The sequence below is a fragment of the Burkholderia pulmonis genome (genome assembly GCF_984667975.1).
On record NZ_OZ480186.1, the window covers coordinates 1,376,485 to 1,389,816 of the forward strand.

At 68.7% G+C, this 13,332-nt stretch carries 13 protein-coding genes; 4 read left to right on the plus strand and 9 right to left on the minus strand.

All coding sequences use genetic code 11. The features are described from left to right. From AC5LXK_RS06455 to AC5LXK_RS06470, 4 genes are read right to left on the minus strand one after another with little or no spacing between them, the layout of a single operon-like run. Window positions 1–963, minus strand: a complete 963-nt coding sequence (locus AC5LXK_RS06455; RefSeq protein WP_493390825.1) for a Csu type fimbrial protein — start codon at window positions 961–963, stop codon at window positions 1–3. Continuing rightward, window positions 960–3,344 (minus strand): fimbria/pilus outer membrane usher protein, encoded by a 2,385-nt coding sequence (locus AC5LXK_RS06460; protein WP_493390826.1) that lies wholly within the window; start codon window positions 3,342–3,344, stop codon window positions 960–962. Before AC5LXK_RS06460 ends, AC5LXK_RS06455 begins: the two co-directional genes overlap by 4 nt. A gap of 7 nt (window positions 3,345–3,351) precedes the next feature. Then, window positions 3,352–4,071 (minus strand): fimbrial biogenesis chaperone, encoded by a 720-nt coding sequence (locus AC5LXK_RS06465; RefSeq protein ID WP_493390827.1) that lies wholly within the window; start codon window positions 4,069–4,071, stop codon window positions 3,352–3,354. 15 nt (window positions 4,072–4,086) lie between these two features. Then, window positions 4,087–4,572 (minus strand): Csu type fimbrial protein, encoded by a 486-nt coding sequence (locus AC5LXK_RS06470; RefSeq protein WP_425320698.1) that lies wholly within the window; start codon window positions 4,570–4,572, stop codon window positions 4,087–4,089. A gap of 216 nt (window positions 4,573–4,788) precedes the next feature. Here AC5LXK_RS06470 and AC5LXK_RS06475 point away from each other — a divergent pair, with 216 nt between their 5' ends. After that, complete coding sequence (locus AC5LXK_RS06475) at window positions 4,789–5,049, plus strand: hypothetical protein (protein ID WP_493390828.1); 261 nt, start codon at window positions 4,789–4,791, stop codon at window positions 5,047–5,049. 101 nt (window positions 5,050–5,150) lie between these two features. Here the strand turns inward: AC5LXK_RS06475 and AC5LXK_RS06480 are convergent, their stop codons facing one another. Both AC5LXK_RS06480 and AC5LXK_RS06485 read right to left on the minus strand, forming a co-directional pair. Next, entirely contained in the window at window positions 5,151–6,356 is a 1,206-nt protein-coding gene (locus AC5LXK_RS06480) for an MFS transporter (RefSeq protein WP_493390829.1), read from the minus strand. 741 nt (window positions 6,357–7,097) lie between these two features. Next, entirely contained in the window at window positions 7,098–8,009 is a 912-nt protein-coding gene (locus AC5LXK_RS06485; protein WP_493390830.1) for a LysR family transcriptional regulator, read from the minus strand. A gap of 161 nt (window positions 8,010–8,170) precedes the next feature. Between AC5LXK_RS06485 and AC5LXK_RS06490 the strand changes: the two genes are divergently transcribed. Next, complete coding sequence (locus AC5LXK_RS06490) at window positions 8,171–9,091, plus strand: pyridoxal-phosphate dependent enzyme (RefSeq protein ID WP_493390831.1); 921 nt, start codon at window positions 8,171–8,173, stop codon at window positions 9,089–9,091. A gap of 237 nt (window positions 9,092–9,328) precedes the next feature. On the opposite strand, the gene AC5LXK_RS06495 is transcribed toward AC5LXK_RS06490, so the two are convergent. Beyond that, window positions 9,329–10,540 (minus strand): DUF2242 domain-containing protein, encoded by a 1,212-nt coding sequence (locus AC5LXK_RS06495; RefSeq protein WP_493390832.1) that lies wholly within the window; start codon window positions 10,538–10,540, stop codon window positions 9,329–9,331. A 116-nt stretch (window positions 10,541–10,656) separates the two neighbouring features. Then, the gene (locus AC5LXK_RS06500) at window positions 10,657–11,550 is read right to left on the minus strand and encodes a LysR family transcriptional regulator (protein ID WP_493390833.1); all 894 of its coding nucleotides are present in this window, start codon (window positions 11,548–11,550) and stop codon (window positions 10,657–10,659) included. Window positions 11,551–11,658: 108 nt separating this feature from the next. On the opposite strand from AC5LXK_RS06500, the gene AC5LXK_RS06505 reads away from it, so the two are divergent. Continuing rightward, a complete protein-coding gene (locus tag AC5LXK_RS06505; RefSeq protein ID WP_493390834.1) occupies window positions 11,659–12,411 on the plus strand; it encodes a TerC family protein in 753 nt (250 codons plus the stop codon). A gap of 90 nt (window positions 12,412–12,501) precedes the next feature. Continuing rightward, on the plus strand, window positions 12,502–12,804 hold the full coding sequence (locus tag AC5LXK_RS06510) for a TFIIB-type zinc ribbon-containing protein (RefSeq protein WP_493390835.1): 303 nt from the start codon (window positions 12,502–12,504) through the stop codon (window positions 12,802–12,804). A gap of 109 nt (window positions 12,805–12,913) precedes the next feature. Here the strand turns inward: AC5LXK_RS06510 and AC5LXK_RS06515 are convergent, their stop codons facing one another. After that, window positions 12,914–13,324 (minus strand): Hsp20/alpha crystallin family protein, encoded by a 411-nt coding sequence (locus AC5LXK_RS06515; protein WP_493390836.1) that lies wholly within the window; start codon window positions 13,322–13,324, stop codon window positions 12,914–12,916. Window positions 13,325–13,332: the final 8 nt, after the last annotated feature.

Sequence of the window (13,332 nt, forward strand, 5' to 3'; positions counted from 1 at the left end):
CTAGAACGTGATCGTCGCGGTGATCGTGTCGCTGTAGTTGCCGGGCGCGGGCGTGGTCTGCGCCGGCACCGCGCCGTACACGGTCACGACCTGCGACGTGCCGGTGCCGACGCCCGTGACCGTCGAACTGCCGCCCGTGCCGTCGCCCCACGCGATCGAGCGCGCGGCATCCGTGTAAAGCCCGTAGCCGATCGTGCCGCTGCCGCCGCCGAGCTGCATCCGGCGGGCCGTGACGTTGCCGCTGTTGCCGCCGTTCAGCGCGATCTTCCAGGCGTCGCCGTTGGTGCACTGCGCGGTGATCGAGCCGGTTGCCGTGAGGGCGTTCGACAGCACGCTGGCCGTGCCGAAGCTGACGTTGGTCGCGCTGATGTTGCAGTTGTTGATCACGTTCGCCGTCGCGCTGAACGGAAAAGTGCCGTTCGACGTCGTCAGCGACGCGCAGGTCGGCGCCCCGAGCAGGTAGAACCCCGCGTTGAGCGACGTCGTGTTGCCGCCGAACGTCTGCGAGTAGGTCGTCGTGTTGTTACCCGTCGTCGGCACGGTCGGCTGGTTCGACGTGATCTGCCCGTAGATCGTGACCGTGGCGCTCGCACTCGTGCCGAGCGCGGGTTTGGCGAGCGTGACGGAGGCCGGTGTCGTGCCGGAATACACGGAGCCCCACGCGACCGAATGGCCGCCGTCGAGAAACAGGTCGTACTGCATCGCGTTGGCGCCGTTGACGAGGCTGCGCGGGCTCGTGCCGCCGAGATTCAGGCACACGAGCACGTTCGGCGTCAGCGTGATGGCCGACCACGTGCAGGTGATGCTGACGGCGCCGGTGGCGGCGACCGATGCGCGCGAGATCGGGCTGACCGAGCCGAAGCTGACGGTCGACGCGGTGGCCGTGCACGTCTCGGCCTGCGCGTGACGCGGCACGCCGCACCATGCGACGCACGCGACGACGAGCAGCAGCACGAGCCTCATGGCGCCGCCCGGCAGGTGAGCGGGCCGATCGTCGGCAGCGTGCCGTTGCCGGGCTCGGTGAACGCGAATTCCGCCGCGCAGCGCTGCGTGCCGTAGTCGATCACGAGATGGTTGTCGTCCTTCAGCCCGTCGATGAAAGTGATCCCGTCGTAGCCGACGATCGTGTCCATGCCGCTCTCGGCGTGATGCACGCGCGCACCGGCCGGCAGCGGTTTGCCGGCGGCGTCGCGCAGGATCACCGACGCCGCGCGATAGCGCGACACGCCGAAATGCGCGACGACACCCGATTGCGCCTGCGGCACGACCGTCATCGACGTGCGGGCGATTCGCGCATCGGCGGGCAGCTTCATCGAATCGATCGCGATCTGGTTGTTCTGGTATGCATTCAGGTCGGGCACGAGCAGATGGCCCGCACGATCGGTCGTGCCGATCACGCGGTTCTCGTGCAGCACCGGGATGCCCGCGACGCCGTCGGTCGACACGAGCGCGAAGCCGTCGTCGATGCGGCGCGACAGCTGCAGGCTGCGGTCCATGAACACGAGCGCGCCGCTGACGTCCAGCGAGGCGCCGGTCTGGCGGTCGATACCCTGCGCCGCCGCGATGACTTCGCCCGCATGGCCGAGGTAACGCAGCTGCGCCTGCCGGTAGGGCACCGCGCCCGTGCCGCCCGTCTGCACGCCCCAGCCCCAGCCGCCGTCGTAGTCGGGCGGACGGCTCGCGTCGACGGAGTAGTTCGACTGGCCGCGCTGGCGGCCGACGGTCGCGTTGACCGACGTGTTGCGGCCGAGCCCGATGTTCAGCGACACGAACGCGCCGTTCGCGCCCTGCTGCGCGAAATCGCGGTACGCGCTCACGCTCAGCGACGCGAGATCGCCGAAGCTCAGCGTGTACGACACCGTGCCGATCCGCGCGCTCGGGCCCTGCGGCAGCCGGAAGCCGATATAGCTGAGCGACAGCGTCTGGCGGTGCATGAACGGCAGCGCCAGGGTGGCCTGGTCGGTCGCCGACGGCACCGGCGCGCCGTCGCGCGACGCAAGATCGCCGTAGCGCCCGAATGCGCGGGTCGTCTGTGCGTTGATCGAGAAGCGCGGTTCGATCAGCTGGTAGCCGGCGCTCACCTGCGTGCCCGGATAGCGGCCGACGCTGCCTGCGACCGCGCCGCTCACGACGCCCGCATAGCCGAGCCGCATCAGCGCGCCGACGCCGGCGTTGAGCACGCCGCCGGTCGCCTCCGCATGCCCTTCGACGGTCAGCGCATTGCTGACGCCGCGCCGCATCGAGCCGCTGACGGCCGGCCGCGCGTCGTAGTCGAACGACTGCAGCGCGTAGTTGCGGCGCAGGAAGCCGGCCTCGAACGAATAGCTCGACAGCCCGGCCGACAGCATGCGCGTGTCGACATAGAGCGGCACGGACGTCGCGACGGAGCGACCGAGCGCGTCGTGCGTGATGACGGTCGCCTGGCCGGCGCCGGTGATGCCCGGCACGTCGTGGATGATGAACGGGCCGCTCGGCACGTTGCCGGTGTACTGCCGCACGTTGTTGATGTACAGGTCGACCGCCGACGGTACCGCGGCGGAACCCGAGAGCGACGGAATCGGGAACGTCACGAGGTCGGGCCGCAGTGCGAAGTTGCTGCGCCACTGGAAGCCGCCGAAGCGCACCGAGCGCGTCCACGTGAGCGATCCCGAAATCGCGTCGCCGATCTGCGTCGTGCTCGGTCGTGCCGGATCCGAGCGGCTCCACGACGTATCGAAGCGCGTGTAGCGTCGCTGGCCGTTGTAGAAATACGCGGCGCCGGTGGTGTCGAACACGCCGTTCGGATCGAAGTAGCGCACGTCGGTGTAGAGCGAGAACTGCCGGTCGCCGATCGTCTGTGCGTAGGCTTCGTAGTTGATCGCGATCCCGCGCGACGCGGAGGCCGCCTGGGTGGGCGGCAGCGCGCGGCTGTCGACCGCGTACGGGCGGCGCAGCGTGTCGGCCATCTCGAGATCGACGCTCTGGCGCGCCGCATCGTAGCGGTAGCGCAGGCCGGGAATCGTATCGAGCTCGACCGTTGCCGCGTCGGCGATGCCGAGCCGGTCGGTCGCGAGGCCGATCGTGCGCAGGTCGGCGCCGCTCGCCGACAGGTGGCCGTCGCGTTCGCGGAAGTGCGCGAGCAGCGTCGTGTTTTCGCCGTTGACGCTGACTTCGAGGATCACGTCGTGGGTGCTGTCGGTCATCACGAGCGCCGCCGGTTCGTCCGCGCGTGCACCGCCGGCCATGAGCAGGCGGCCGGCCACGACGGCCACGAGCACGATGCGCCGGGTGCGTCGCGACGTTCTGCGTCCGTTGACCGGAAACGTGCCGGCGCGTGGCGAAGGGGAAGGAGCCGGGCGGCGCACCGGCGGTCTAGCCCGGCGGCTCCACCGCGACGACCGCGCTGGCGGGCTGTGAATTGACCGCCGCCCGCACCGTGATCTTGCCGCCGAGCGTGACGCCGGCCGGCAGCGGTACGCTCCACTGGCCGGTACGGCCCGCGAGCGCGTAGCCGAGCAGCCCGTGCGTGAGCGGGTACGCGCGGCCGTCGCCGGTCACGAGCTCGACCGACGCCAGTTGCGCGCGGCGCGTGCCGACGTTGCGCACCCGCAGCATCCAGCTGCCGTTGCTGTGCGCGAGCGCCCAGTCGAGCTGCGGTGCGCCGTTGGTCGCCGGTTCGACGAATACCGGGATCGAATAGCGCAGCCGGATCGACACGCCGTTGGTCGGCGCTTCGCCGGGCTGCGGCAACTCGTCGATCAGCAGCCGGTAGCTCTGTTCGACACCGGATGGCGTGCGCGATGCGCGCACGACGCGGATCAGCTGGTCGGACTGCGTGCCGACCTCGATCAGCGGCGGGCTCGCGACGAGATCCTGCGTGGGCGTCAGCGTGTCCTGGCCGTCGGCCTGATCCCAGCGGAACACGCGCACCTGCCCATACACCGGGCGATCGCCCGGATTGCGCAGCGTGATGCCGGTGGCCGTGTCGTCGGTGCCGAATTCGATCGTGACGGGGGAAATCTGCAGCGACGCGGCGTGCGCGGCGCCGGCCGCGCACAGGAGCGCGGCGAGCGTTCGACGTAATGCGGTCATGCGTGGCGGTGCCGGTCAGAAGTAGACGGTTGCGGTGACGGTCGTCTGGTAGGTATCCGGCTTCGGCGTCGCCTGCGCGGGCACCTGGCCGTAGACGGTCAGCGCCTGCGCGGCGCCCGTGCCGGTGCCGGCCACGGTGTTCGTGCCTTGCGTGTTGCCCCAGATCGTCGTGCGCCCGGCATCCTGGTACAGCTGGAAGCCGACGGTCGTCGTCGTGTTGCCGGTCGACGTACCGGCCATCAGGCGGCTCGCGACGCTCGATCCCGTGACCGAGCCGGCATCGAGGCCGACGTTGTAAGGCGTCGTGTTGGTACAGGTGACGTTGACGGTCGTCTGCTGGTTGATCGCGGTGGCCAGCACGCCGTTGGTGCCGAAGGCCAGCGGGTTCGCGGCGATCGTGCAGTTCGGCTGCAGTGTCAGCGTCACGTTGAAGGTGGCGGTCGCGGTGCCGTTCGAATAGGTGGCCGCGTCGGCGGCGGGCGTCGAAAGGCCGATTGACAGCGCGAGCGACAATGTCGTGGAAGCGATGGCGACTTTCACTCTGATCCCTCATCGGTCGGTTTTTCATTGGATTTATGCCGCGCTCCGCATGCCACGGCGTTATAAATCCTGATACGAATCGACGAATCTTTCAATCTTAAAGTTTTGGCTGTTTCATTTTGTTACAGTTGGCTCGATTAATTATTGAATAAAGCCGGAAAACATTACGATTTTTGATTGGATTATCAGGAGGCCGAGCGAAAGATTTTCCTGCGGTGCGGAAATAGCTGCACAGCCGGTGCGGGGTGCGACACGATTTTTCCGATCACGTATTGTGCCGTCCCAGTCAATGCGGAATGGGTAATTAATACGGCTGGTGAAATGGAAGGCGCAATCGATGAATCGTTCGGGTGGATTGATTCGATTTTTCGGGGCCGTGAATCGATTCGATTTGAATGGTATCGGGCAAAGGGAATATTCCGGATTTTTCCCGATTGATGCGACGGTGAATCCGGATTGCCGGCCGGCAATGAAAACGGCCGCATTGCGCGGCCGTGGGAGTCCTTGCCGAACGGGTCGTGAGCCCGTGCGTGTCGTGCTTACGAGTTCGCGGCAACCGGTGCGCGGCGGCGCTGCACGATCTGCAGCATGACGAGCGCGAGTCCGGCCGCGGCGATCAGCCCGCCGACGAGCGGCACCGCTGCGTAGCCGAACCCGGCCGAGATCGCCGCGCCGCCGGCTGCGGCGCCCACCGCGTTGCCGAGGTTGAACGCGCCGATGTTGACGGCCGAGGCGAGGCCCGGCGCTTCATGGGCGGCACGCATCACGCGCATCTGCAGCGGCGGCACGACCGCGAACGTTGCGATGCCCCAGATCAGCAGCGTGACGGCGGCGCCGGCATGCGTGGTGGCGAGCAGCGGGAACGCAGCCATCGTCGCGATCAGCAGCAGCAGGAAGCCGATCAGCGTGCCGTCGAGCGAGCGGTCGGCCAGGCGGCCGCCGGCGATATTGCCGATCGAGAAGCCGACGCCGATCAGCACGAGCATCGCGGTCACGAAGGCGGGCGTGGCGCCAGTGAGGTGTTCGAGGGTCGGTGCGACGTACGTGTAGAGCGTGAACATCGCGCCGGCGCCGAGCACGGTCGTCCCGAGCGCGCCGAGCACGACGGGGCGCGTCAGCACCGAGAGTTCGGCACGCAGGTTGGGCATCTTGCCGGCTTCGCCCTTCGGCAGTGCGGCGAACAGGCCGGCGATCGCGATCAGGCCGAGGCCCGCGGTCGCCACGAAAGACATGCGCCAGCCGATGATCTGGCCGAGCCAGGTCGCGGCCGGCACGCCGCCGACGTTCGCGATCGTGAGGCCCATGAACATCGTCGCGACCGCGCTCGCCTGCTTTTCGCGCGGCACGAGGCTGGCCGCGACCACCGAGCCGAGCCCGAAGAACGCGCCGTGGTTGAGGCTCGTCACGAGGCGGGCGAGCAGCAGCGTCGTGTAGCCCGGCGCGACGGCCGACAGCAGGTTGCCGATCGTGAAGATCGACATCAGCGCGATCAGTGCCGAACGGCGCGACCAGCGCGCAAGCAGCAGCGTCATCAGCGGCGCGCCGACCATCACGCCGATCGCATACGCGCTGATCAGCATGCCGGCCTGCGGAATCGACACGTGTACGCCGTCGGCGATCACGGGCAGCAGGCCCATCGGCGAGAACTCGGTCGTGCCGATGCCGAACGCACCGGCGGCGAGCGCCAGCAGCGGCAGCGCGGCGCTGCCGCCCGGGCGGGAAGGAGAAGAAGTCGTGGTGTTCACGCGATGGCTCCTGTAATCGAAGGACAACGGCACTCGGCCATTGAGGACAGGGCGAAGTGTGCCTGCATTACTTTTGCGGAAAAAGCCGTATCCGGACGAAATTATCTTGATTTCATGTCAACAATGCGGGGCATGGGCCGCGGGCGCGCGAGGCTTGCGGGCGGGGCGTCGGCGAACGAGGGCGTTCTTTGTGACGGATATTCGTCAGCTGCGGGGTTGGCGCCTGCCGCTGGGCGGATGGGATCTCGTCGCGGCGTGCGGCGGCCGGGCGGTCGTTCTGTGCGACACCGGAGCGCGGTTCGGCCGCCGGGCGGCAACGGGCAGCCGAGCGGTCCGGGCGAATGGTCCCGCGATCGGCGAGCTCCCGTGACCGGCGGCGCACCATGACCGGGAACCCTTTTCCGGCAACGCACAAACGCAAAAAAGCCCCGACCACAGGGGGACCGTGGCCGGGGCGGAAACGCATCCTCTCTTTGGCACGAGGGTTGGATGCGCGCGCAGTATATTTCGGCCCGCGACAATTCGAACCGGCGTTAAACGGCCGTTTTTGGTGCCAATTTGAAAATTCCCGTGTCACAGAGTTGTGCGTCGGTTTCCTGAAAGATTTTTCGCAGGCCCGATGCTGCTGTTTAGCGTGCTGGAGCAGCACAAGCGACGGTATGACGGAGGAGGGATGTCGCCCGTCAGCCGGACGTGCAAGACGTGCTGCCCGATCACGTGCCGGGTGCGTCCGGCATCGGTTCAGCCCACGTCGCCGGTTGCATCGCGCACAGCCGAGAGAAACTGCGCGACGATCGGCGACGGAGCCGCCGCCGCACCGTCGAACACGAACTCGATGTCGAAGCGGTGCGCGAGCTCGTCGAGCGCGACGAGCCGGACCGTGCGCGGGCAGGTCGGTGACGCGCTCTCGGGCACGAACGCACAACCCATCCCGGCCGCGACGAGGCCGATCAACGTCGGGATGTCGCTGCCGACCTGAGCGATGCGCGGCGTGAAACCGGCCTGCTGGCACTGCGCCATCAGGAACCGGTGGTGTGCGGCGGAGCGCTGTGCGTCGAACCAGACGAACGGTTCGTCCGCGACGTCGGCCAGCGTGCGCGGCGCGTGGAAGCGGCCGCCCGGCGGCGCGGGCATCGCGAGCACGAAGCGGTCGCTCAGCAGCCGCACGCCCGACAGGTGCGGCGCCTCGTCGCGACGCCACGCCATGATCCCGGCATCGAGCTGGCCGCGCATCAGCGCGCTCGCCTGTTCGGCCGACAGCATCGGCGCGATCGACAGCTTCACGTCGGGGCATGCGTCGCGAAACGCCTTGAGCACGTTCGCGACGATCGGCAACGGCAGGCAGTTCGGCAGCGCGCCGAGCCGCAGTTCGCCGAGCTGGCCGGCCGCGCTGCGCAACGCGCGCTCGCGGCTGTCCTGCAGCGTGGCGAGCAGGCCGGTCGCATCCTGCAGGAAGCTCGCGCCGGCCGCCGTGAGCGTGACGCCCGTCGTGCGGCGGATCAGCAGCGGCGTGCCGATCGCGTCCTCGAGCTCGCGGATCTGCCGCGACAGCGCGGGCTGGACGATGCCGGCCGCGCGGGCACCGGCCATCACGCTGCCGGCCTGTGCGACGGCGACGAAGTAGCGCAGGTGGCGCAATTCGATCTGGCGCATGCGGTGTCCGTTCCGGTTCGTTGATATGCCCTGCAAGCATAACAAACACCATTCGATGGTATTGGAAAGCATGACGAGCCTGCCGTACGATGACCGTCGTTGCCGCGCTCGCGTGCTCGCGAGTTGCGCGCGTTTCCCCCGTTCCCACTGCGTCCCGTCCCATGCCGCTTCATATCCCGACCCCGTATATCCGCTCGCAAATCGCGTCCTGCCGGCTCGGCAGGACCATCCGGCTGAAGCTCGATGCGCTGCAGCCGTCGGGCTCGTTCAAGCTGCGCGGCATCGGCGCCGTCTGCGAGGCGCGGCATGCGGCCGGCGCGCGACGGTTCGTGTCGTCGTCGGGCGGCAACGCGGGCATTGCGGTCGCGTATTGCGGCCGTGAACTCGGCGTGCCGGTGCGCGTCGTCGTGCCGGAAAGCGCATCGGCCCGGGCACGCGAACTGATCCGGATCGAAGGCGCGGAACTCATGGTGCACGGGGCGAGCTGGGCCGAGGCGAACGCGTTCGCGCAGTCGGCGCTCGGCGAGCACGATGCGTTCGTGCATCCGTTCGACGATCCCGTGCTGTGGCAGGGCCACGCGACGATGATCGACGAGATGGCGGCGGCCGGCCCGAAGCCCGACGCGGTCGTGCTGGCAGTCGGCGGCGGCGGGCTGCTGTGCGGCGTGCTCGAAGGGCTGGTGCGCAACGGCTGGCACGACGTGCCGGTTGTCGCGGCCGAAACGGAAGGTGCCGACTGCTATGCGCGCTCGGTCGCGCAGGGGCATCCGGTCGAGCTGTCGGCGATCTCGAGCATCGCGACGTCGCTCGGCGCGAAGCGGCCGTGCGATGCGGCGGTCGAGTGGGCGACGCGCCACGAGATCCATCCCGTCGTGGTGTCCGATGCCGACGCGGTGGCCGCGTCGCTGCGGTTTCTCGACGAGCACCGGATCGTCGTCGAGCCGGCGTGCGGTGCGGCGCTGGCCGCACTCGAGCGGCCGGTGCCGGTGCTCGAATCGGCGTCGGACATCGCCGTGATCGTCTGCGGCGGCGTGACGGCGACCGTCGAGCATCTGCAGACGCTGCGCGCGACGTTGCGGTAAGGGGGAGCGGGAAGCCGGGGCGGCCGGGAAATGGCCGTGAGGCTTTCGAGCGTCGAGTGCGGGGCTTCGGGTATCGGCCGCGTGCGGCCCGGCGCGAAGCGCCGCCGTCGCCGGCCGGTCATCGCGGCGCGGTCAGGCAACCGGATGGGCGGACATTGCTTCGGGGAATGACGCGGACAGGGAGCGCATCGTCGCGCCGCGCCATGTGCGGCCGGGCGCGACGATACGGCAGATCGATCAGTTCGCGACCGGCGCGCTCGTGCCGGACGGCGCGGACGATGCGACGGGGTTCGCGGCGGCAGGCGCAGGCGACGTGTTCGACGGCGCCGATGCCGACACGGGTGCCGATGCTGCGGACGAAGGTGCGGGCGCGGCCGATGCCGGGGTGGCGGTGGCCGGCGGTACCGCCGGACCCGAAGCCGATGCGGGCGCGGAACCCGGGGCGGAAACGGGTGCGGCAGCCGATGCAGCCGCCGAACCGGAAACCGGCGCAGGTGCCGGGCCGGAGGAAGCCGGCACGGGTGCCGAAGCGGGTGCAGGTGCGGCAGCCGACGCAGGCGCCGAGGCCGCTGCGGCCGACGAACCGGTAATCGAAGCCGGTGCGGGCGCGGCGGCGGAGGCGGCCGCAGGCGCCACGGCCGCAGCCGGCGCCGACCCGGCACCGGACGCCGCCACCGGCGCGGCGGCACGCATTGCCGCCGGGACGACAACGGCCGCTGCCGCAGCCGGCACGGCATTCGCGCCCGACCCGGGCGCGACGCCCGGCACCGACAGCGGCACCGGCGCCGCGGGCGGCGTCGGTACGACCGGCGTCGTCATCTTCAGCGGTTCGCCCTGCGTCGGTGCGGGTTCGGGCAGCGGCGTGACGGGTTCTTTTTCGGCGGCCTTCACGGTCGCGCGGTCGCGGCGCGCGGGGTCGATCTTCAGGAAATGGTCGACGAGATTGAAGAAGCGCTCATAGAACACGCCGGCGGGAATTGTCTCGCTCGCGGTCTTGACGAGCGCATCGTCGCTCGACCCGATCGGCAGCGACAGCGAACCGAACACGCTCAAGCCGACGCTGGCCGACGTATTCGACTTCTTCAGCGTATAGCGATCCTGCACCGCGTTCACGTACGCGATGCTCGACGAGCCGTCCGCGTTCGCATCCGCGCACACGACGTGAAACTCGATCACGACGTGCATGTCGTTGTTCGGCTGGAAATTCTTGCTGCCGTCGACCGCATCGTTGCGCGACGACGACACCACATAGCCCTGGCTCAGCAGCGCGCGCCGAGCGGCCTCGCAGGCTGCGTCGGATTTCGATTGGAACGTATGCGCATACGGGCTGCTCGTCGCGTCGAACTGTTCCTGCTGGTAGATCGGCTTGGGCGGCGACGAGCACGCCGCCAGCACGGTCGCGGCCGCGAGCGCGCACGAAACGGAAAACAGGCGAAATCGGTTGTGCATGGCGTCTTTCAGAAGGCTCGGCGAGATGCCGCACAATGGCGGTGCCTGGGGTGATGCGCGTGCACATCTCGTATGGCCGGGGCGTCATTATAGTTTCGTTTGATGTCGCGCTCGCTTCAGTCGGCCGGTGCGCCGCGCGCGGCGGCGAGCAATTGCGACGTCAGCGGATGATGTTCGCCGCGCCGCGAGCGGATCGCGTGGATCTCCTCGGTCACGTCGCCCGCGCGCCCGAGCCGCCTGAGCCCGCGCAATAGCGACGCATCGTTCGCGCCGAGTTCGCTCAGCGGAAACACGCCGAGGCCGCGCGCCGCGAACACGGCCATCAGTGCGCTGTCCTCGAATTCCCCGGCCACGCGCGGCACGATCCGTTCGCCTTCCAGCCACAGGTCGAGGCGGGCGCGCAGCGCCGAATGGGCGGTCGGCAGCAGCACGGGCAGGTCGGCCAGGCACTGCGGAAAGCGCTGCCGGGCGGCCGGCGTGACGAGTGCCGCAGGCCCGTACCAGTCGACCGGCGACGCGACGAGCCGCTCGCTCGTCACGCGCAGGTTCGACCCCGACGGTGCGCCCTGGCCGGCCAGCACGAGATCCAGGTGATGCAGCGCCAGCTCCGCGAGCAGCGCATCGTGCTCGCCCTCGTGGCACAGCAGCCGCAGCGTGGGCGTATCGAGCACCGGCGCGAGGATCGCGTGCGCGGCGAGCTTCGAGATGCCGTCCGCGAGGCCGACCGCGAGGCGCACGGTCGGCTGGCTGGCCGCCGCGCGTACTTCGTCGGGAATCAGCCGCCCCATCTCGAAGATGACCTCCGCGCGCGCAAATGCGGCCTGTCCGGCGTCGGTCATCGTGACGCCGCGCCCGGCGGGGCGCAGTAATTGGTGCCCGAGCGATTTCTCGAGCTCGCGCACCTGCGCGCTGATCGTCTGCACGGCCATGTCGAGCCGGCCGGCCGCGCGCGCGAAGCCGCCTTCCTTCACGACGACCCAGAAGTAGTACAGATGTCGAAAATTCAGCATCGGATCGAAATATCGGAAAAACCGAACTTAAAGTCAGATTCTCTCTGATTTTTGCGAAGTGCGGGGCGGCATATCATCTGGCTTTCCACTTTCGTATCGGCCCATTTCATGGACTACCTGCTGACGCTTGCCGCCGACCCCGCCGTCTGGGCCGCGCTCCTGACGCTCGTCGTGATGGAAGTCGTGCTCGGCATCGACAACCTGATCTTCATCTCGATCCTCAGCAACAAGCTGCCCGAAGCGCAGCGCGCCCGTACGCAGCGCCTCGGCATCGCGCTCGCGCTGGTGATGCGTCTTGCGCTGCTCGGCAGCGTCGCGTGGATCGCGAGCCTGACCGAACCCGTGTTCACGCTGTTCGACCATGCGTTCTCGTGGCGCGACATGATCCTGCTGTCAGGCGGCCTGTTCCTCGTGTGGAAGGCGACCACCGAGATTCATCACCACGTGTCGCATGACGGCGGCGGGGGCGGGGCGAGCGGCGCGGCCAGCCTGACGGTATGGGCCGCGATCGGCCAGATCGTGATGCTCGACATCGTGTTCTCGATCGACAGCATCGTGACCGCGATCGGCATGACCGAGCACATCCCGATCATGTTCGTCGCCGTGATCGTGGCCGTGGCCGTGATGCTGTTCGCTGCGCAGCCGCTCGCACGCTTCATCGACCGCAACCCGACGATCGTGATGCTGGCGCTGTCGTTCCTCGTTGTGATCGGCATGACGCTGATCGCCGAAGGTTTCGGTTCGCACGTGCCGAAGGGTTACATCTACGCGGCAATGGCGTTCTCGGCGTTCGTCGAGGGCATGAACATGCTGGCGCGGCGCGCGAAGGCGAAGCGTTCGGCGAGAGTGGAAGGCGACTGAGCCGGTGCGCGTGACGTCGGCCGCCGCGGCGGCCGGGTCGCGCACCCGATATGGAATCCAGACGAAATTCGCACGGAAAGGAGAAACGCGATGAAATGTCCTGTCTGCAAGACGCCCGACCTGCTGATGGCCGAGCGCCAGTCGATCGAGATCGACTACTGTCCGACGTGCCGCGGCGTGTGGCTCGATCGCGGCGAACTCGACAAGCTGATCGCCCGGGAAACCGGCGATGCGCCGGCCCGCCGTGACGACGTGCAGGCCCGGCAGCAAGCACCGGCGCAGCACGGCCGCGACGACGGCTGGGGTCGCGACGGCCGCTCGCACGACGATCGCTACCGGCATGACGGCCAGCGGCGCAAGAAGTCGGTGTTCGACCTGTTCGATTTCGATTGAACCCGGATGCGGCGCGTGCGCCGCCCGACGCAATAAAGCCCCGCCCGGCGCGATGCCGGACGGGGCTTTTTTCATGCGTGTCGCATCACGTCGCGACGCGCGTCGATGCTTACGCGTTGCCGGCCGTCACGTCGATGCGGCGCGGACGCGTTTCCTCGCGGCGCGGGATCGTCAGCGTCAGCACGCCGTCGCGCAGGTTCGCGTCGATCCGCGACGTGTCGAGGTCGGCGCTCAGCACGAACGACCGTGCATAGCGCGTCGCGCGCACTTCGGCATGCCGCACGCGCAGGTCGTCCGGCGTATCGATGTGCGTGGCGGCTTCGATCGTCAGCGTCGTGTCGTGCACCTTCACGTCGAGGTTTTCGCGCGGCACGCCGGGCAGGTCGGCGCGCAGCGTGACGCCGCGATGGTCCTCGACGATGTCGACGGACGGCGTGATCGCGGGCCGGCGCGCGGCCTCGGCAGCAGCAGGGTGGACGGTATTCGTTTGGCGTTCGGCCAAGGTCGGGTTCGTGTTCATGTCGGTCT